Origin of the sequence: Knoellia subterranea KCTC 19937, from assembly GCF_000768685.1 — a bacterium.
Classification (GTDB): Bacteria; Actinomycetota; Actinomycetes; order Actinomycetales; family Dermatophilaceae; genus Knoellia; species Knoellia subterranea.
Map to the genome: position 1 here is coordinate 97,086 of NZ_AVPK01000003.1, position 18,792 is coordinate 115,877.

General features: G+C 71.0%; 19 protein-coding genes. 16 read left to right on the plus strand and 3 right to left on the minus strand.

All coding sequences use genetic code 11. The features are described from left to right. Positions 1-10 precede the first annotated feature (10 nt). The gene (locus N803_RS06495) at positions 11-1,204 is read right to left on the minus strand and encodes a sensor histidine kinase (RefSeq protein ID WP_084764159.1); all 1,194 of its coding nucleotides are present in this window, start codon (positions 1,202-1,204) and stop codon (positions 11-13) included. An 86-nt stretch (positions 1,205-1,290) separates the two neighbouring features. Here N803_RS06495 and N803_RS06500 point away from each other — a divergent pair, with 86 nt between their 5' ends. The 11 genes from N803_RS06500 (at position 1,291) to N803_RS06545 (ending at position 9,621) form a co-directional block, all read left to right on the plus strand. Continuing rightward, complete coding sequence (locus N803_RS06500; protein ID WP_035903608.1) at positions 1,291-2,103, plus strand: thioesterase family protein; 813 nt, start codon at positions 1,291-1,293, stop codon at positions 2,101-2,103. A 12-nt stretch (positions 2,104-2,115) separates the two neighbouring features. Then, the gene (locus N803_RS06505; RefSeq protein WP_052111939.1) at positions 2,116-2,964 is read left to right on the plus strand and encodes a Fic family protein; all 849 of its coding nucleotides are present in this window, start codon (positions 2,116-2,118) and stop codon (positions 2,962-2,964) included. A gap of 545 nt (positions 2,965-3,509) precedes the next feature. Next, positions 3,510-4,271, plus strand: coding sequence for a CpaE-like family protein (locus tag N803_RS17390; RefSeq protein WP_052111941.1), 762 nt, complete (start codon positions 3,510-3,512; stop codon positions 4,269-4,271). Further along, positions 4,268-5,542: a TadA family conjugal transfer-associated ATPase gene (locus N803_RS06515; protein ID WP_052111943.1), complete on the plus strand. Its 1,275-nt coding sequence runs from the start codon at positions 4,268-4,270 to the stop codon at positions 5,540-5,542. The genes N803_RS17390 and N803_RS06515 overlap by 4 nt, the downstream gene beginning before the upstream one ends. Next, entirely contained in the window at positions 5,542-6,300 is a 759-nt protein-coding gene (locus N803_RS18495; RefSeq protein ID WP_035903610.1) for a type II secretion system F family protein, read from the plus strand. The genes N803_RS06515 and N803_RS18495 overlap by 1 nt, the downstream gene beginning before the upstream one ends. Then, positions 6,297-6,923, plus strand: coding sequence for a type II secretion system F family protein (locus N803_RS18500; RefSeq protein ID WP_169743057.1), 627 nt, complete (start codon positions 6,297-6,299; stop codon positions 6,921-6,923). The genes N803_RS18495 and N803_RS18500 overlap by 4 nt, the downstream gene beginning before the upstream one ends. Positions 6,924-7,101: 178 nt before the next feature. Next, a complete protein-coding gene (locus N803_RS17400) occupies positions 7,102-7,680 on the plus strand; it encodes a class F sortase (RefSeq protein ID WP_052111947.1) in 579 nt (192 codons plus the stop codon). A gap of 96 nt (positions 7,681-7,776) precedes the next feature. After that, complete coding sequence (locus N803_RS17405; protein WP_156969679.1) at positions 7,777-8,550, plus strand: class F sortase; 774 nt, start codon at positions 7,777-7,779, stop codon at positions 8,548-8,550. A 140-nt stretch (positions 8,551-8,690) separates the two neighbouring features. Next, complete coding sequence (locus tag N803_RS17890; RefSeq protein WP_084764167.1) at positions 8,691-8,885, plus strand: DUF4244 domain-containing protein; 195 nt, start codon at positions 8,691-8,693, stop codon at positions 8,883-8,885. After that, the gene (locus tag N803_RS06540; protein ID WP_052111952.1) at positions 8,882-9,241 is read left to right on the plus strand and encodes a TadE family type IV pilus minor pilin; all 360 of its coding nucleotides are present in this window, start codon (positions 8,882-8,884) and stop codon (positions 9,239-9,241) included. The genes N803_RS17890 and N803_RS06540 overlap by 4 nt, the downstream gene beginning before the upstream one ends. Continuing rightward, complete coding sequence (locus N803_RS06545) at positions 9,238-9,621, plus strand: Rv3654c family TadE-like protein (RefSeq protein WP_052111955.1); 384 nt, start codon at positions 9,238-9,240, stop codon at positions 9,619-9,621. Before N803_RS06540 ends, N803_RS06545 begins: the two co-directional genes overlap by 4 nt. A 30-nt stretch (positions 9,622-9,651) precedes the next feature. Here the strand turns inward: N803_RS06545 and N803_RS06550 are convergent, their stop codons facing one another. Together N803_RS06550 and N803_RS06555 are read right to left on the minus strand one after the other, a co-directional pair. Then, entirely contained in the window at positions 9,652-10,131 is a 480-nt protein-coding gene (locus tag N803_RS06550; protein WP_035903612.1) for a hypothetical protein, read from the minus strand. Positions 10,132-10,250: 119 nt separating this feature from the next. Continuing rightward, on the minus strand, positions 10,251-12,542 hold the full coding sequence (locus N803_RS06555) for a DEAD/DEAH box helicase (RefSeq protein ID WP_035903613.1): 2,292 nt from the start codon (positions 12,540-12,542) through the stop codon (positions 10,251-10,253). Between the two features lie 114 nt (positions 12,543-12,656). Between N803_RS06555 and N803_RS06560 the strand changes: the two genes are divergently transcribed. From N803_RS06560 to N803_RS06580, 5 genes are all read left to right on the plus strand, one after another. Next, complete coding sequence (locus N803_RS06560) at positions 12,657-13,028, plus strand: anti-sigma factor antagonist (RefSeq protein WP_035903615.1); 372 nt, start codon at positions 12,657-12,659, stop codon at positions 13,026-13,028. A gap of 190 nt (positions 13,029-13,218) precedes the next feature. After that, positions 13,219-15,663, plus strand: coding sequence for a sodium-translocating pyrophosphatase (locus N803_RS06565; RefSeq protein WP_035903616.1), 2,445 nt, complete (start codon positions 13,219-13,221; stop codon positions 15,661-15,663). A gap of 217 nt (positions 15,664-15,880) precedes the next feature. Continuing rightward, the gene (locus N803_RS06570) at positions 15,881-16,591 is read left to right on the plus strand and encodes an AIM24 family protein (protein WP_035903620.1); all 711 of its coding nucleotides are present in this window, start codon (positions 15,881-15,883) and stop codon (positions 16,589-16,591) included. 13 nt (positions 16,592-16,604) lie between these two features. Then, the gene (locus N803_RS06575; protein WP_035903623.1) at positions 16,605-18,104 is read left to right on the plus strand and encodes a DUF7059 domain-containing protein; all 1,500 of its coding nucleotides are present in this window, start codon (positions 16,605-16,607) and stop codon (positions 18,102-18,104) included. Positions 18,105-18,256: 152 nt separating this feature from the next. Next, positions 18,257-18,769, plus strand: coding sequence for a CHRD domain-containing protein (locus N803_RS06580; protein WP_211253468.1), 513 nt, complete (start codon positions 18,257-18,259; stop codon positions 18,767-18,769). The last annotated feature ends 23 nt before the right edge of the window (positions 18,770-18,792 follow it).

An 18,792-nucleotide genomic window follows, 5' to 3' on the forward strand; every position in this document is an offset into this window, starting at 1 on the left:
GCCCCAAAAGCTACTCGGTGTGGACGCCGGGCGCGTACTTCGGGACGCGGAAGCTGACCCGCGTGCCGGCGCCCTCGGCCGTCTCGACGACGAGACCGAAGTCGTCGCCATAGACCTGCCGCAGGCGTGCGTCGACATTGCCCAGGCCGACGGAGTCCGAGCGGGACTGGCCGTCGAGGATGCGCTGGACTCCCTCGGGTGAGGCACCCACGCCGTCGTCGTCCACCGAGATCTCTGCCTCGCCGCCCTGGTCCGAGGCCGTGATCGTGACGTGTCCGACTCCTTCCTTGGTGGCCAGGCCGTGGCGAACAGCGTTCTCCACCAGCGGTTGCACCGCCAGATACGGCACGCGCACCGGCAGCACCTCGGGCGCGATGAGGAGGGACACCTGGAGCCGCTCGCCGAAGCGTGCTTGCTCGAGGACGAGGTAGCGCTCGACGTTGCGCAGTTCCTCGGCGAGCGTCGTGAATGGCCCGCCCTGGCGCAGCGCGTAGCGGGTGAAGTCGGCGAACTCCAGCAGCAGCTCGCGCGCCCGCTCCGGATCCGTCCGCACGAACGAGGCGATGGCCCCGAGGGAGTTGTAGATGAAGTGTGGGCTGATCTGGGCCCGTAGTGCGCGCAGCTCCGCCTCCATGGCGCGGGTGCGGGCCCGACCGAGTTCGGCGACGTCGAGTTCGGCCGAGACCCACCGGGCCAGCTCGCCCGCGGCCCGAGCCAGACCTGCAGAGGCAGCGGGGGCGTAGGCGGTGAGGGTCCCGACGACGCGTTCGTCGGCGATCAGCGGGGTGGTCACAGCAGCGCGGATGGGGCAGTCCGGGTCGCCACACGTGATGGCGTCGCTGCCGAGGACGGTGGGTGCCCCGGACGTCCTGGTGGCGTCGGCGTGCGCGTGGGCATCCGGGGAGTGGTGTGCCCCCGGGCCGGTCCACGACAGCACGCCGTTCGCGTCACACAGCGCGACCGACGTTGCGCCGAGGATGGCGAGGAGGTGGCGACCCGCACGTTCGGCCGTCTCGGGGGTGAGCCCCTCGGACAGGTGGCGGGAGGCCAGGGAGGCGGTGTGGAGCGTCGAGTACGTCACCCGGTCAACCGTGGAGAGGAACCCGCGCCGTCGGCCCCGACCCGCGAGCCAGATCCCGAGCCCGAGGAGCAGCATCGCGCCCGCCACCACCACCGCAGTGGGGACATGGAACGACGCTGTCATGCCCGCAAGAGTAGGTGGCGGAAGCCACGTCGACACATCACGAGACCTGGGAATCAGCACCGGCGCGCCCGGCATACGCTGACGGCATGACTGAGTTCGATGCTGCCACCGCGATCGGCGAGGGCGGCACCGCCGAACTCAGCGACGGTTGGGTCATCGGCGAGGCCGTCAACGGGGGCATCCTCATGTCCCTCGCCACGCGCGCCGCAGCCGAGGCCCTCGGGGCCGCCGGCAGCCACACCGACCCCGTCGCCTTCAGCACGACCTTCCTCGCGGCGGCCCAACCGGGCCCGGCCCGGGTCGAGTCACAGATCCTGCGCACGGGCCGGTCGTTCTCCACGGCCGAGGTGACGATCAGCCAGGGCGAGACGGCCACTCTCCGCCACACGGCCACGTTCGCCGACCTCGACGCCAACAGCGAGCCGGTCCACCTGCAGGAGGCACCTCCGGAGCTGCCCGACCCCGAGTCGTGCGCCCCCGCGGCGCGCGGTGGCTTCGCCGAGAAGATCCGCATCCTCGACCGCCTCGACATGCGCATCGACCCCGCGACGGTCGGCTGGGCGGTCGGCCAGCCGGCCAACGACGGCGAGATGCGGGCGTGGATCCGCTTCGCGGACGGTCGTGAGCCGGACGTGCTGTCGCTCCCGTTCTTCCTCGACGCCCTGCCGCCGGTGACGTTCACTTTCGGCGCGCTCGGATGGGCGCCGACGATCGCGTTCAGCGGCCACGTCCGTTCGCGTCCCGCGCCCGGCTGGTTGCGGATGCGCATCACCACCCGCAACGTCATCGGTGGCCTCTTCGAGGAGGACGCGGTCATCTGGGACTCCCGTGACCGTGTCGTCGCCCAGTCCCGTCAGCTCGCAGGCGTGCGTATGCCGTCCGCCCCCGTCTCCCCCTGAGGTCCGGTTCCGTTGTCGCAGAGAGAGATTCAGACCGCCATCACGTCGCTGGCGGGGCTGCCCGGCATCCCCGAGAAGGTCGACGCCGCCCGTGAGGCGTGCACGAAGTTGCGCTGGCACAACGCCCTGCGCCGCCGTATCCCCGAGGCGGCGGTCGAGTCGCGGGTGCGCGGGGCCCGGGCCAGTGGCGAACTCGACGGTGCGCGCCTCTCCGCCGAGATCGTGCGTGACCTCATGCGCGGTGCGGTGACGTGGCACGACGACCCGGACCCGGTTGAGCGGGTCATGCGTGGAGTCATCGCCGCGACCGCCGAGACCGAACGCCTCGGGCCGGTCATCCTCAACGCGCCGATGCAGGCGCTGGCCCGGCTCCACACCGCCGCCACGGCCGGCCTCGTCCCCGCCGATGAGCTCGGTCGTCCGCGCAAGGACGGCGAGGACAGCCGCGAGTTCCTCGAGATCAGCCCGGCGCCGCCGGCGGCCGAGGCCCGCGAGCGGCTCCAGCGCGTCGTGGTGCTGCTCGCCGACTCGTCGACGCTGCCGGTGCCCGTCGTGGCGGCCGTCGCCCACGCCGAGATCATCGCCGCCCGCCCCTTCACCCGCGGCAACGGTGTCGTCGCGCGCGCCGTGGAGCGTGCCGTCATCCAGGCCGGTGGCCTCGACCCGACCGGTGTCGCCGTGCCGGAGGTCGGGCACGGAGCGGGAGGTGGACCGGCGTACTTCGGCGGGCTCACGGCATACACGAGGGGTGACGCCGCAGGCGTCGGTCTGTGGCTCGCGCACTGCTGCGACGCCCTCGTCGCGGCCGCCCAGGAGGGTGAGCGCATCGCCGACGCGGTTCTGGCCGGTCGGCTCTCCTGACCCAAAGTCAAGTCTTGTCCTCCCTCCGGCAGGGGAGTAGACAGGACGCATCGGACAGGCCCCGCGGGGAACCGGCCGACTCGAAACAACCGCGAGAAGCAACGGGTACCCACGCGCGGGCAGTCCACTGATGGACCGGTCTGTTCGGGCTTGACCCGGTACGACGGCAAGGAACATGCACGCTTGGTCGCCCCGAGCGCTCGCGGCGGATGACGCCCCTCTCGTCAGGGGCGTCATCGTCGTTTCGGGCCTCACGGCATGGTCAGTTTGGTTGAGTTTTCTCGTTTGTGTTGCATGACCCGCATCGATCCGCAACGATGTACTCATCGCTCCCCTTCGGGGTCGTAGCGAAGGGTGGTCCAGCCTCTCCCCCCCGGGGCTTGGCCCGCCCGACGGCCCCGGTCATCCCCCCCGACCGGGGCCGTCGCCTTTTCCCGGGGAGTTCGTGGTCGTCGTTGTCCACAGCCGCGTATGCCGTCCGCCCCCGTCCACAGATCTCCTCGCCGGGGTGGTGGGCGCGGTGTGATCTCGGTGAGGGTCGGGGCATGACTTCTCTCTTCACGACAGGGACGGCGCCGTGCATCGTGGTGATCGGTGCGAGTGGCGGGCTGGGTGCCTCGACCTGGGCGGCAGCGCTGGCCAGGCGGGTGGCGGTGCACTTCGGCGAGTGCGTGCTCGTCGACGCCGACGTGGGCGGTGGGGGACTCGACATGACCTGCGGGACCGAGCATCTGCCGGGGCTGCGGTGGCCCGACCTCGCGCGGCTGCGTGGAGTCACGTCGGGCGAGCGACTCGTCGGCGCGCTGCCCCGGGGCGAGGTGCCGTTGCTCTCGGCCGGTGGTCGCGGTGCGTCGGTGGGCGCGTCGGTGGTGCGCGACGTGCTCGACTCGCTGCGCGGGGTCGTGCCGGTCGTCGTCGACGCCGGTCGGCCCCACACGATGGGAGGCGAATGGGTGCAGGGGGCCCACGCGGTGCAGGTGCTGTCGGGCCTGCGGGCGCGGCAGCTGGCCGACACGGAGGCACTGCTCTCGTCTCTGGGGGCGGCAGCGGGAGTTGGGCACGGCTCCGACGGAGTGGGCGTCGGCCTGATCACCCGGTCCTCGGGGGCCCTCGGTGGGGACATCGACGAACTCATCGAACACCTCGGCGTCCCGCACCTCGCCCACCTTCGTGACGACGAGCGGGTGGCGCGCGAGAGTGAGCGGGGCGAGTGGCCGGGAATGCGAGGACCGTTGCGGGACACCGCAGATCATCTGGTGCTCGACCTCATGGAGGCGTTCGGGCTGGCTCGACAGGGCGCGGCGTGAGTGCGATTCCGGGCGCGTTGCCCGGCGGGTTGCCCGGCTCGATTTCGGGGGCCGCGCCGTGGCCGGGAGTCGAGGAGGCTATCCGCGCCGGGCGGGCCCCGGACCCCGAACTCATCGGCGAGGTCACCGGGTCGGTGCTCGAGCTCGGTTCCGTCGGAGCAGTGAGCGAGGGCGCCCGATTGCGAGAGCAGGTGCTCGGCTTCGGGCCACTCGAACCGTGGATCGCGGACGAGTCCGTCACCGACGTGCTCGTCAACGGCGACGGGTCCGTGTGGGTCGACCGGGGTCTGGGCATCGAGGACGTGGGGTTGCGACTCGAGGCGGCGGCTGCGCGGGGGCTCGCCGTTCGACTGGCCGGGTTGGCCCGGCGGCGTCTGGACGAATCGCAGCCCTGGGTCGACGGCGTCCTCCCCGGCGGGGTGCGCCTGCACGCGATCCTGCCGCCGCTCGCCGAGGTCGGCACGCACCTCTCTTTGCGGATTCCGCGGCACCAGCCCGCGGGTGTCGACGGGCTCGTGCAGCTCGGGGCGGCGGGGGTCGAGATGGCCCGCGTGCTGAGGGGCGTGGTCGCCAGCCGGCTGTCGTTCGTCGTCGTGGGTGGCACCGGCGCCGGGAAGACGACCGTGCTCGGTGCGCTGCTCTCGGAATGCGGTTCGGACGAGCGCCTTGTCGTCGTGGAGGACGTGCGCGAACTCGCGCCGGCCCACCCGCACGTCGTGCGCCTGCAGGGTCGGATGCCCAATGTCGAGGGGATCGGTGCCGTGTCCATGGTCGACCTCGTCCGTCAGGCCCTGCGCATGCGGCCGGACCGTCTCGTCGTCGGAGAGGTCCGAGGAGCCGAGGTGCGAGAACTCTTGTCAGCGCTCAACACCGGCCACGACGGCGGCGCCGGCACGGTGCACGCCAACGGGTTGCACGAGGTCCCGGCGCGCTTCGAGGCGCTCGGAGCCCTGGCCGGGCTGGGGCGTGAGGCGGTGCATGCCCAGCTGCGGGGTGCCGTCCAGGTGATCGTCGAGGTGGCCCGTTCGGGTGGCATCCGGTTCGTCCGGGCGGTCGGGGTGGCGCGCTGGACCGGGTCGGAAGTGGTCGTGGACGAGGCGGTGTCCGTCACGTTCGATGAGCCGGCGCGGGCCGTGACGACCGGGGCGCGGTCCGAGGGGCTCCAGTTCACCGTCCGGACAGGGCCGGGTGCGGCGGCGCTCGAGGAACTCCTCCGCGACCGTGAGCCGGGCCGGTCGGCGGTGTCGATTTCTCCCGGAGCAGCGGCGTGATGGTGCTCGCCACCGCGCTGCTCGTCATCGCGATCCTGACGTGGCCGGAGCCGCTGCGGCGGGTCGTGGCGCGGTCTACCCGGGAGTCAGGGCTCGCCCGGCCGGCGGCGTCGGACGCAGGATCCTCCGTGGCGGGCCGGGTTCGAGGCGCGGCACCGCGTCTGGCCGATCGCCTCAGGCGACGGGTGCAGCCCGGCACGGCTTCACGTGGATGGGTGGCGGACTTCGCCGAGCTGGCAGCGGTCGGCCTCGACGCGGGGCTGCCGGCCGCCGAGGCCGCGCGCCTCGCCTGCGACGTCGGTGGTTCGGCTCGCACTCGGACCGAGTTCGCGATGCTGGGCCAGCGCATCACTCACGCCGTGGCCCATGGCGAAGCGGTCGGAGGGTGCCTGCGCGCGGCCTCGGACGGCGACCGCGACCTGACCTTCCTCGCTGCGGCATGGCAGCTGAGCGACGAGTTCGGCGTGGCGGCAGCTCCGGCCGCCCGCACCTCGGCGGCCGTTCTGCGCGAACGCGCTGCGAGCGAAGACCGTCGAATGGTGCTCGCGGCCGGACCCCGAGCCTCCATGTGGCTGCTCACGCTGCTCCCGCTGGCTGGGCCGCTCGTCGTCGTGGTGCTCGGACTTCCCGTGGACGAGGTCTATGGAGGAGTGGCCTCGATGGCTGCGACCGGTGTGGGGCTCGTCCTCACCGGACTCGGCTGGCTGTGGTCACGGTCCGTGCTCCGGCGGGCGCTGCGGGCGCGGGAGGTCGCGTGACCCCGCTGGCCGTGGCGTTGATGCTGCTCGTGGGTTGCTGCTTCCTGTGGCCGGGGCGACCGTCCGGGCCGGTGCAGGGAGCTGCGGGCGAGGGGTCACCAGGGGCGTCGGAGCGGGCCGACTCGGGGTCATCTCATGGTGATGCGGCGAACGACCGGGTCTCCCGACCCCAGACGCCCCGTGCGGTCACGGTGGACACCGCGGCCGACGCCCTCGTGCTGTGTGCCCTCGTGATGCGTTCCGGGCTCGGACCGGTGGAGGCCCTCGAGGCCGTGGCGGGACAGGCGCCTCCGGAGGTGGCCCACCAACTCCGGGTCGTGGCCAGTGCGCACCGGTGGGGGCAGGAATCCGCGACGGCGTGGGCCCACGTCGGTGAAGGCTGGCGCCCGGCTGCCTTGGCGTGGGAGGCGGCCGAACGATCCGGTGCCGCCCCAGCGGGTGTGGTTCTGGCGGCGGCCGAGCGCATGCGGCGCGAGGAGTCCGCGAGGGTGGAGGCGGCGGTGCAGCGCGCCGGGGTCCTCCTCGTCCTGCCCCTGGGAGCCTGCTTCCTGCCCGGGTTCGTGGGGACGACGGTCGTGCCGGTCGTCCTGCATCTCGCGCGGGCGACGTTGTCCGGTGGGTGAAGCCGGCGACGCGGCCCGGTTCGTGGGGCCGGCACTGGGGCTGCCATCGCATCGCCACGGGTCCGTCCGGGGCGGGTCAGGTGGACCTGTCATCCTGTGGGCCGGCAAGAACGACCACAGCGGAACCGATCGAACGTCCGGGGTGGGCGAGAGCACTCAAGCAGGAAGGCGACCAGGCGTGGACAGACTCAACGGGTTCGGAGCTCGTTGGCGCCGACCGGTCTTCATCGCCCTGGCGGTTGCGGTCCTCGGGGGATGCTCGGGCGAGTCGTCGAAGGCTCCGAGGTCGACTCCGACGTCGGTGACGGCGACCGGCGTGCCCATGACCATGTCGGCGCCGACGATCAACGTCAGTGGCCCTCTCAAGGAGACCGTCGCCAAGGATGGTGTGGTCAACCCCCCGACGATGACCCTTGCGTGGGTCAACGGCTATGAGCGCGTTCGCCCCGGCGACGTGGGCACAGCGGTCATTGCCGGGCACGTCGTGGATGGCACGAAGCCCGACATCTTTGCCAACCTCGACAAGGTCACCGAGGGCGACCCCATCACGGTGGTCGATGCCGCAGGGAAGTCCTGGACCTACACCGTGACCCGCACTCGGATCGCGACGAAGAAGGACGTCTCCCACGACCCGGACGTGTGGGGCCAGAACGACTCCGTCCGCCGCATCGCGCTCATCACCTGCGACGACGACGACGGATTCCGCGCCGACGGCCACAGGGTGGCCAACTTCGTCGCGATCGCGGAGGCAGCCTGACGCGTGCCCGGTGAGGGCTCCTTCTCACCCAGGAGAGTCGGCACCACCATCCGGCGTCCGGGATCGGCCCGGGCGGGTGTTTGAGACACTCGACGGGTGGGTGCGTTCTTCAGGAGGTGGGTGGGACCGAGTGGTTCCGCCCACTTCGTGCGCCCCGGAACGCTGCTCGTCGCCGGACTGTCGTGCCTGGTGCTTGCGGCGGTGCTGACTCTGGTGCAGAGCACGGACGAGGGCGTGCCGGCCGCCGCAGCTCCCACGGCAACACCTGCCGCTCCCGCTCGGACCCCCAGCCCGGCGATTCCGACGACCGCGACCGCGACCGCGACGGTCAGTCCGTCGGTGACGCCCACCCGGTCGACCACCGCGACGAGGTCCGCGTCGCCGTCGACGACGCGCACACCCAAGCCGTCGAGGACGGCCCCCAGCCGCGCACCCATGTCGATGTCGGTCCCGGCGATCGACGTGAGCGGCAGGCTGCGTCGCATCGCGGCGGTCAACGGTGTGGTCAATCCGCCGTCGGGCACCCTCGCCTGGGTCTCGGGATACAACCGCGTGCGACCCGGTGAGATCGGCACCGCTGTTGTCGCCGGCCATGTCGTCCACGGCAAGAGCCCCGATGTCTTCTATCACCTGCAGAACATTGACCGGGGCGACCGGATCACCGTCTGGGACTCGGACGGCAAGCCCGTCGTCTACACGGTGACGAAGACCCGGGTCGCGAACAAGACGGAAGTGAGCCGTGACTCTGCCGTGTGGGGAGCGAACTCCTCGGTGCGGCGGCTGGCCCTCATCACGTGTGATGACGATGAGGGCTTCCGCGCGGACGGCCATCGAGTCGCCAATTTCGTGGCGATCGCGGAGGCGCGCTGACGCGGCGGCGTCGTCCACAGGTGGGGTGACAGGGCTCGCCTGTCCACAGTTCATCGAACTGGGGCTGGTGCCCCTCGAGCTCGTCGGCTGAACTCGTTCGCAGGTGGGGACAGGCCCCGCACGGATCGAGGAGTTCAGTTGTGACACAACACCTTTCGCGTCGATGGAGGCTGGTCAAGGAGTCAGCCGAGGCCGGGATGACGACGGCGGAGTATGCCGTGGGCACGCTCGCTGCGTGCGCCTTCGCTGCCGTCCTCATGCTCGTGGTCAAGTCGGGCCCGGTGAAGTCGGCGCTGGCCAAGGTCATCACCGCCGCCCTGGGCACGGGAACGTGACCCTGGGACGACACCGCGAGGCTGGCATGGTCACGGCGGAGCTCGCCGTGGCCGTGCCGGCCCTCGTCCTCGTGCTGGCCCTCGGGCTCGGAGCGGTCGCGGTCGTGACCGACCACTTGCGGTGCATCGACGCGGCGCGCGTCGGGGCGCGCCTGCTCGCGCGGGGTGAGGAGGCGGGCCGGGTTCGTGCCGAGGTCATTCGACAGGCGCCTCCGGGGGCGGTGGTCCTGTTCGATGTCGGCCCGGAGTCGGTGACCGTCGAGGTGACCTCTGACCCGCCCGCGTTGCTCCGCACGCTCGGTGTCAGCGGAGGGCCTCGCGGCGTGGCGCACGCCGTTCCGGAAGCGGCTCCGTGAGGGCCATCGAGGAGCGTGGTTCGGGCTCCGTGCTCGTCGTCGCTGCCATCGGAATCCTGCTCGTCCTCGTCCTGGCCGGCATGCAGATCGGGGTGGCCGGTGCCGCCGCGCACCGGGCCAGAGGAGCAGCAGACCTCGCGGCCCTCGCCGGCGCCGGGGCCCAACAGCAGGGTGCGGATCCGTGTGCCGTCGCAGAACGGGTGGCGCGCAGCAACGGGGCCGAGCTCGTGAGTTGCGCGCCGGGTTCCGCCGACTCGCTCAGGGTCCGCGTCTCGTGCCCGCTGTCCGTGTCCTGGCCGGGTGTGCCCGCCACGGCCGTGGCTTCGGCTCGCGCTGGCCCGTCGGATGCGACGGAAACAGGTATGCCGCCCGCTCGGTGAGCGGACGGCATCGCTGTGGTTCGGGACGGATCAGGCGCGGGGGTCGTTCCCGGTGGCCTGGGACTCTGCCTCCGCGATCTCTGCGCGGCGGCGAGCCTCTTCGGTGGAGAGGTGCTGCTCCTGAACCTTCGCATCGGCCTCGCGTCGCAGGGCCTCGGTCTCCTCCTCGTGGCGGCGGCGCTCCTCGGCGAGCTGGCGCTCGCGCTGCGCGAACTCCTCCTGCATCTGGCGCTCGCGGTCGAGCCGCTGCTGCTCGGCGAGAGCAGCCTCTTCCTTGGCTTCGCGACGTCGACGCGCGGAGCGCTTGAATCCGCTGCGCATGAGCACCCAGCCCAGCCAGAACACGGTGATGACTGCGGCGCCGGTGACGAGCAGCAGGAGTGGCGGCAGGCTGATCGATCCGCCGAGGACGTCGATGTCGACGCCGTCGGTGAGCTGGGAGGTGCCCTCGTAGAGCAGGATCCCGGCAGCAATGGCGAACAGGACGAGGATGAGGCCGAGGATGATCACGCCTGCGAGGCTAGCGCGATCGCGGCGCGAGGTGCCTGAATGCGGCCACTCGTTCGTGTGATCCGATGGCCGGGTGGACGAAACCTCAGCCCGCTCGAGCCCTTGTCTCGCCTGAGCCCTCAGCCCGGTCGAGACATGAGGACGAGGTCGAGCAGGCGGATGGCGCGCGCCTTGTCGAGTGGCTCATTGCCGTTGCCACACTTGGGTGACTGCACGCACGCCGGGCATCCCCGCGCGCACTGGCAGCGCCCGACGGCGTCACGGGTCGCCTCGATCCACTCACCGAACGCCGAGTGGGCTCGTTCGGCGAAGCCGGCACCGCCCGGGTACCCGTCATAGACGAGGATCGTCGGCAGCCCGGTGTCGGGATGGCAGTCGGTGGACACGCCACCGACGTCCCACCGGTCCGAGGTCGCGACGAGCGGGAGCATGCCGATCGCCGCGTGCTCGGCGGCGTGCGCTGCGCCCGGAACCTGGGCCTCCTCGATGCCCGCCTCCTCGAGCAGGTCGAGCGGCATCGTCCACCACACGCCCCGGGTCACGAGCGAGCGCTGCGGCAGGTCCAGCGGGTGCGTGCCCAGCACTTCGCCGGACGGGAGCCGTCGCAGGAACGAGGTCACCTGCGTCGTCACGCGCACCGACCCGAAGCAGACCTCGATCTCGCCCCACGACTCCTGCCTCTGGGCGCCCAGGATCTCGAACGAACCGACGGACTGCGAGTGCGTGCTCCAGCCCGGGTCCCCTCGCACCACGGTGGCCGTCGCCGCGGCCAGGTCGAGATCGGTCACGACGAACGTGTCGCCCTGATGCACGTGCACGGCACCCGTGTGCACCTGGGAGTGGGCCGAAGCCTCGTCGATCGTGCCGAGCACCCGCCCGCTGCGCCGCTCGACGATCGAGACGACCTCGGTCGTGCCGCGCAGGTTGACGTGGTCACCGGGTCGGTCGTCGCGGGCCCAGAACCACCCGGTCGGGCGACGACGCAGGATCCCCCGCTCGACCAGCAGGTCCACGACCCCACGTGCCGCGGTGCCGAACATCGGCAGGTCGTCCTCGGTCAGCGGGAGTTCGTGGGCCGCGGCAGCGAGGTGGGGTGCGAGGACGTGTGGGTTGGCCGGGTCCATGACGGTCGACTCGATCGGAGCGCCAAAGATCGCCTCTGGGTGGTCGAGGAGGTAGGTGTCGAGCGGGTCATCCGCCGCGATGAAGACCGCGAGCGACTCGCGCCCCGACCGCCCTGCTCGCCCGGCCTGCTGCCACAGGTTGGCGCGGCGCCCGGGCCAGCCGGCGATGAGCACCGCATCGAGCCCACTGATATCGACGCCGAGCTCGAGTGCGTTGGTCGCCGCGAGCCCGCGCAGTTCACCGTCGCGCAGGGCGCGTTCCAGTTCGCGACGCTCCTGGGGCAGATAACCGCCCCGGTATGCCGCAATGGTCGCCTCCGCGTCGCCACTCACCTGCCCGAGTCGCTTGCGGGCCGACGACGCGAGCGCCTCGACGCCCGCTCGGGACCGGGCGAAGGCCAGGGTCTGCACGTTGCGGTCGACGAGCTCGGCCAGGAGCTCCGCGGCTTCGGTCGTGGCCGATCGGCGGGCCTCGTCGACGAGGGGTGGCTCCCACAGGGCGAAGGTGAGGGCCTCGCGAGGTGACCCGTCGACGTCGACGGGACTCACCGGCATACCCACCAGGGAAGCGGCGTGGGACGCAGGGTGGCTGACGGTCGCGGAGGCGAGCACGAAGGTCGGGTGTGCGCGGTAGCGGGTGCCGACCCGACGGAGGCGGCGCAACACCGAGGACACGTGCGAGCCGAACACGCCCCGATAGAGGTGGCACTCGTCGATGACGACGTAGCGGAGCGAGCGCAGGAAGGACGCCCAGTGCTGGTGGCCCGGGAGGAGGGAGTGGTGCAGGAGGTCGGGGTTGGTCAGGACGACGTTCGCGTGGTCGCGGATCCAGCGACGCTCGTCGGCCGGGGTGTCGCCGTCATAGGTCGCCGCGCGGATCCCGGGAAGGGCCATCGCCTCGATGCGGGCCAGTTGATCGGCGGCCAACGCCTTGGTCGGCGCGACGTAGAGCATCGTCGCGCCGCGCCCGGTCGGCGCCTCGAGCCCGTCGAGGACTGCGGTGAGCGCCGGAACGAGGTAGCCCAGACTCTTGCCGGAGGCCGTGCCCGTCGAGAGGACGACGTGCTGGCCCGCGTGTGCGAGGTCCATGGCCTGCCTCTGGTGCGACCACGGTCGGGCGATCCCCGAACCCGTGAGGCTCGCGAGGAGCTGCGGCGCCACCCAGCCGGGCCAGTCTGCGGTCTGCGCGGGGCGCGCGGGTAGGCGCTCCACATGGCGCAGCCGAGGGCTGCGATCGCCCGCTGCGAGGGCAGCAAGAATCGCGGTCGGCTCGGCAGATGACGACATGGGCGTTACGGTAATGCGGTGCACTGACAGACCCCATGGCTCCGAGCCGTGCGGCCGGGGGCACGAGGGAGGGTCCGCACCCGGACACGGAAGCACAGCAAGGAGCCAGCCGTAGTGAAGCTGACCGTGGCGACCACGGAGCGGGAGGCCGTCACCATCGTGACGGTGTCCGGTGAGGTCGACGTCTACACCGCACCCCAACTGCGAGCCGCGCTCGAGGAGCGCATCGCCGCAGGTCGCACCGCCATCATCCTCGACCTCGATGACGTCGGCTTCCTCGACTCGACGGGTCTGGGAGTCCTTGTCGGGCGGCTCAAGGCAGTCAAGAAGGACGGCGGCTGGCTGCGGGTCGTGTGCACCAACGAGCGGATCCTGCGCCTCTTCGGCATCACCGGGCTCGACCAGGTGCTTCCCGTCCACGCCTCCGTCGACGCGGCGCTCGCGGCTGGTCCCGACAGCGACGTCGAGTCCGACGTCTCCGCCTGACCCTTCCTCTGGACCCACCAGGTCCGGGTGTTTCCGGGTGCTTTCGGGCGTGAGAGCCGTCACACCGGCTGGCCGAGTGTTCATGTGACCTGAGTCACCGGGTAGGGTCCACGCTGCGTCTGCCCGTTGTCCGAGTGACGGCGCGCCCGTCAACGTCTGACGACGACGCACACCCGTCAAGGAGGATGGAATGGCTGTACTCGCCCTCGCACCGGCCGAGGCGACGTCCACGCTGGACCTCACCGGATCGAACGTCACGCTCGTCATCGGGGTTGCGGTCATTGCCGTGATCGCGCTCGTCATGGGCTTCGTCTTCCGGCAGCAGGTTCTGCGTGCGGACACCGGGACCGACAACATGCGCACGATCGGCGCGGCGGTCGAGGAGGGGGCTCAGGCCTACCTCACGCGTCAGTTCAAGACGCTCGGCATCTTCGTCGTCCTCGTCTTCGGGCTGCTGCTCCTCCTCCCGGCGCCCGACTGGGGCGTGAAGCTGGGTCGCTCCGGGTTCTTCATCGTCGGCGCGCTCTTCTCCGCGTCCATCGGCTACCTCGGCATGAAGCTCGCCACCAAGGCCAACGTCCGCGTCGCAGCTGCGTCGCGCGGTGCCAACGGTCGCGACGAGGGTATGCGCATCGCCTTCCGCACCGGTGGTGTCGTCGGCATGGCGACCGTCGGCCTCGGCCTTCTCGGTGCCGCGATCGTCGTCCTCGCCTACAAGGGTGAGGCCCCCAAGGTCCTCGAGGGCTTCGGCTTCGGCGCCGCCCTCCTCGCGATGTTCATGCGCGTCGGTGGCGGCATCTTCACCAAGGCCGCCGACGTCGGCGCCGACCTCGTCGGCAAGGTCGAGGCGGGCATCCCCGAGGACGACCCTCGCAACGCTGCGACGATCGCCGACAACGTCGGTGACAACGTCGGCGACTGCGCCGGCATGGCTGCGGACCTTTTCGAGTCGTATGCCGTGATGCTGGTTGCCGCTCTCATCCTCGGTTCCGTGGCCTTCGGTGAATACGGCCTGGTCTTCCCGCTGCTCGTGCCCGCGATCGGTGCGGTCACCGCGCTCATCGGTGTCTTCATCACCAAGGCCCGTCCGGACGAGAGCGCCCTGAGCGCCATCAACCGTGGCTTCTACATCTCGGCCGCGATCGCTGCGGTCCTCGTCGCCGTGGCTGCGTGGCTCTACCTGCCCGACACGTTCGGGGACCTCGGCTCGACCGACGAGGGCATCACCGCCCTCGAGGGCAACCCGCGGATCACCGCGATCCTCGCAGTCCTCATCGGCATCGTCCTCGCGGCGATCATCCTCTGGCTCACGGGCCACTTCACCGGCACCGACAAGCGCCCGACCAAGGACGTCGCACGCACGTCCCTGACCGGTGCGGCCACGGTCGTCCTCTCCGGCATCGGTGTCGGTCTCGAGTCGGCGGTCTACACGGCGGCCATCATCGCTGGCGCGGTCTACCTCGCCTTCCTGCTCGGTGGCGGATCCGTCGCCCTCTCGCTGTTCCTCATCGCGCTCGCGGGCTGTGGTCTGCTCACGACGGTCGGCGTCATCGTGGCCATGGACACGTTCGGCCCGGTCTCGGACAACGCCCAGGGCATCGCCGAGATGTCCGGAGACGTGGACGAGGACGCGGCGCAGATCCTCACCGAGCTCGACGCGGTCGGCAACACGACCAAGGCCATCACCAAGGGCATCGCCATCGCCACGGCCGTGCTCGCTGCGACGGCCCTGTTCGGCTCCTACACCGACGCCTGGCAGACGGCCGTCCGCCAGATCGAGGACCCGGGCGACACGACGCAGGAGCAGGCGACCCGCTTCCTCAACGACGCCTCGGCGCTCATCACCAACCCGTCGACCCTCGTCGGCCTGCTCCTCGGTGCCGCCGTCGTGTTCCTCTTCTCCGGCCTGGCGATCAACGCAGTGACGCGTGCCGCCGGCGCCATCGTCTTCGAGGTGCGTCGCCAGTTCCGCGACATCCCCGGGATCATGGAGGGCACGACCAAGCCGGAGTACGGCAAGGTCGTCGACATCTGCACCCGCGACTCGCTGCGTGAGCTCGCGACGCCGGGTCTCCTCGCCGCACTGACCCCGGTCATCGTCGGCTTCGGTCTCGGCATCGGCGCCCTCGCGGGCTTCCTCGCCGGCGCCATCGGCACCGGCTGCCTCATGGCCGTCTTCCTCGCGAACGCGGGCGGTGCCTGGGACAACGCGAAGAAGATCGTCGAGGACGGCACGCACGGCGGCAAGGGCTCTGATGCCCACGCGGCCACCGTCATCGGTGACACCGTCGGGGACCCGTTCAAGGACACGGCTGGTCCCGCGATCAACCCGCTGCTCAAGGTCATGAACCTTGTCGCGGTGCTCATTGCCCCGGCCATCGTCATGCTCTCGGTCGGCGCGGACGCGTCCGCCCCGATTCGCTACGGCATCGCCGGTGTCGCGTTCGTCATCGTCGTGGCCGCCGTCGCGATCTCCAAGCGTCGTGACCTCGCCATCGGTGGCGACGACGACGTCGAGGGAGTCGGGGAGTTCGACGCATCGGCGCCCGACTCCGGTGCCGTCACCGAGCCCGGTGAGGTCGTCGACGAGGCGCTCGAGAACGGCGACGCGCTCGAGGTGCCGGCTCCGCGGTAGGCGAGCGGACGGCATACGTCCTGCAGTGCACGGCGGCCGACCCACCCGAGAGGGTGAGTCGGCCGCCGTCTCGCGTTCTGGCGGGGCACAACGTGGTTCGCGAACCACAAAGTGGCTCGACGACTGGATCGATCCGGTCATCGAAGCAGGCCAGGGTTCGCGAACCGTTTCGTGCTGGCCCGAGGATGCCCTGAGGCCTGACCCTTAGGCTGACCGCATGCGCTCCTCGCTCTTCGACCAGGTCAACCTCGAGCTGCGGTCCGAGCAGCCCTTCGCCCTGCAGAATCCGCAACTGCTGCGCGTGCGCCTCGGGGGTGACGTCCTCGCGGTCAAGGGCGCGATGGTCGCCTACCAGGGGCAGATCCGCTTCGACCACGAGAAGGCCGGGAGCGTCGGCAAGCTCTTCAAGAAGGTCGTGACCGGCGAGGACGTCAGCCTCATGCGCGTGTCCGGCGACGGGGAGGTCTTCTTCGCCAGCGAGGCCGGCTTCGTCCACCTCATCGAACTCACCGGTGACGGGCTGAGCGTCAACGCCCGCAATCTCTTGGCCTTCGACGCCCAGATCGAGTGGGATATCAAGCGAGTCCAGGGCGCCGGGATGATGAGCGGTGGCCTGTTCAACACGACTCTCCAGGGCACGGGCACCGTGGCCGTCCACACCGTTGGCCAGCCGGTGATCCTCGACTGCTCTCAGCAGCCGACCTATGTCGATGTGCAGTCGTGTGTCGGCTGGTCCCTCGGGCTGGTACCGCAGATCGTGTCGAGCATGAACATGCGCTCGATGCTGCGCGGCGGCAGCGGTGAGGCCTTCCAATACGCCTTCCACGGGCCGGGATTTGTCGTCGTCCAGCCGAGCGAGTGGACGCCGGCCGCATCGTCGGGTGGTGGCGGCGGGGGAGGCATGCTCGGCGGCCTCCTCGACGGCTGAGCCGGAGCCAGTCATGGCCGATCGCGTCCCCCACCTCGACCCCGACCGCATCGCCCTCCTGCGGGCCGATCTCACCGCGGCGGACTTCACCTTCGCCGGGGTGACCGAGGCGCTCGGGCCGCTCGCCAGCGGTGCCCTGTCCCGCGAACAGCCGCTTCCAGCGCGCCGGGTCGCGTCGGGGCAGACATCCGCGATCGCCACGCTCATCCGGCTGTTCACCCTCGGTGACCCCGTGGACGTCGCCGAGGTCAACGCGGCCCTTCCGACATTGCGGATCCAGGGGGCCGTCGCCCTCGGCCTCGTCGAGGAGGAAGGGGACGGGGTCATCGCGCGCGTCGACGTGCGGCCCTACGCCTCCGACGAACACCGGTGGTGGGTCGTCTCCGACCTCGCCGAACTCGTCACCCGGGCACCAGTGCGCCCCGACCACGTGCTCGGCATCGGCGGGGCCTCGACGACGCTCGCCGCGTGGACCATCCGCCGACAGGTGGCCACTGCCCTCGATCTCGGAACGGGCTGCGGCGTGCAAGCGCTCCACCTGGGTCCGCACGCGTCGTCGATCGTCGCCACTGACCTGTCGACGCGAGCCCTCGCGTTCGCCGCCTTCACCGCCGCCCTCAACGAGGTCGAGTGGGACATTCGTGAGGGCTCGATGCTCGAACCCGTTGAGGGACAACGGTTCCAGCTCATCGTGAGCAACCCACCGTTTGTCATCACACCGCGCACCGGAGACGTGCCGCTGTTCGAGTACCGCGACGGTGGCGCCGCCGGGGATGCGATCGTCGCCGACCTCGTCCGCTCGGTGGGTGCTCATCTGGAGCCCGGTGGTGTCGCGCAGTTCCTCGGCAACTGGGAGGTGCCGCGCGGGTCGACGTGGACCGACCGGGTGCGGTCGTGGGTGGAGGGCATCGGCCTGGACGCCTGGGTCGTGCAGCGCGAGGTCCAGGACCCGGCGGAGTACGCCGAGACGTGGTCGCGCGATGGTGGTCACCATTCCGGGACGGCTGACTTCGATGCCATGTATGCCGCGTGGCTCGACGACTTCGCTGCCCGCGACATCGAGTCCATCGGCTTCGGGGTCATCACCCTCCAGCGACCGGCCGTCGACCGCGAGCCGTTCATCGACCTCATGGACGAGCGCCGGCCCGTGCCGGCCGCCATGGGGGAGACGGTGCAGGTGGGCCTCGAAGCGCGCACCTGGTTGGCCGAACACGCCGACGACGAGGTGCTCGACCGCTCGTGGAAGGCGACTCCCGACGTCACCGAGGAGCGGCACACGCTGCCCGGCGCCTCCGACCCCTCCGTCATCGTCGCCCGCCAGGGCGGCGGGCTGGGACGGATCATCACGCTGTCGACGGTCACCGCGGCATACCTCTCCGTTGCGGACGGCGAGCTCACGCCGAGGCAGGCGGCGGGCGCGATCGCCGGGATCCTCGAGCTCGACCAGGGCGAGGTGGAGCGTGAGGTCGTGGCCTTCGTCCGGGATGCCGCCAAGGACGGCCTCCTGGTCTGACTCCATGGGGTGCGCAGGGGCCCGCCCCCTGCGCTCGGCTGCTCGAGCCACGAGCATTCAGTGGAGCGGGGAGCGATCCGGCGGGGCCGCGGCGACGAATGACGTACAGGGTCGACTCCCCGACCCTCCCTGCGAAAGTGAGTTGATCCGCAATGAAGCGCACTCTCCTCGGTGGCGCCATGGGCGCCGCCGGACTCGCGGCCGGCCTCATGCTGGCTCCCAACGCCGCCCAGGCAGGCCACACCAATACCCTCATCGGCGCACACCTCACGGGGCGGGCCGAAGTCTCCGACGACGCCAAGGGCGTCGTCGGAGATCCGAACGGACGCGGCGAGGCCTATGTGTTCGGCATCGACGGCGATCCCACGACGCTGTGCTACATCCTCGAGGTGAGCAAAATCGACGAACTAGAGCAGGCTCCTGGCGGCGCGCGAATGGCGCACATCCACAAGGGTGCCGAGGGCACGAACGGGCCCGTCGAGGTCAATCTCGCGTGGCCGCAGGACGGCCAGGCCGCCGACTGCCTCACGGAGGGTGAAACGGGCAAGGGCCTCGACCCGGGCGAGGTCCAGGCGATTCTCGGCGACCCCGACGGCTACTACGTCAACGTCCACAACACCGAGTTCCCCGCGGGCGCCGTCCGAGGTCAGCTGCACACCGACTGACGCCGTTCGACCCCTCGGCTGAC

Bases quoted from the DNA above. Each gene is read 5' to 3' on its own strand.
- N803_RS06495 (WP_084764159.1), bottom strand. From the start codon at position 1,204: ATGACAGCGTCGTTCCATGTCCCCACTGCGGTGGTGGTGGCGGGCGCG.
- N803_RS06500 (WP_035903608.1), top strand. From the start codon at position 1,291: ATGACTGAGTTCGATGCTGCCACCGCGATCGGCGAGGGCGGCACCGCC.
- N803_RS17390 (WP_052111941.1), top strand. From the start codon at position 3,510: ATGACTTCTCTCTTCACGACAGGGACGGCGCCGTGCATCGTGGTGATC.
- N803_RS18495 (WP_035903610.1), top strand. From the start codon at position 5,542: ATGGTGCTCGCCACCGCGCTGCTCGTCATCGCGATCCTGACGTGGCCG.
- N803_RS06555 (WP_035903613.1), bottom strand. From the start codon at position 12,542: ATGTCGTCATCTGCCGAGCCGACCGCGATTCTTGCTGCCCTCGCAGCG.
- N803_RS06565 (WP_035903616.1), top strand. From the start codon at position 13,219: ATGGCTGTACTCGCCCTCGCACCGGCCGAGGCGACGTCCACGCTGGAC.
- N803_RS06570 (WP_035903620.1), top strand. From the start codon at position 15,881: ATGCGCTCCTCGCTCTTCGACCAGGTCAACCTCGAGCTGCGGTCCGAG.
- N803_RS06575 (WP_035903623.1), top strand. From the start codon at position 16,605: ATGGCCGATCGCGTCCCCCACCTCGACCCCGACCGCATCGCCCTCCTG.
- N803_RS06580 (WP_211253468.1), top strand. From the start codon at position 18,257: ATGAAGCGCACTCTCCTCGGTGGCGCCATGGGCGCCGCCGGACTCGCG.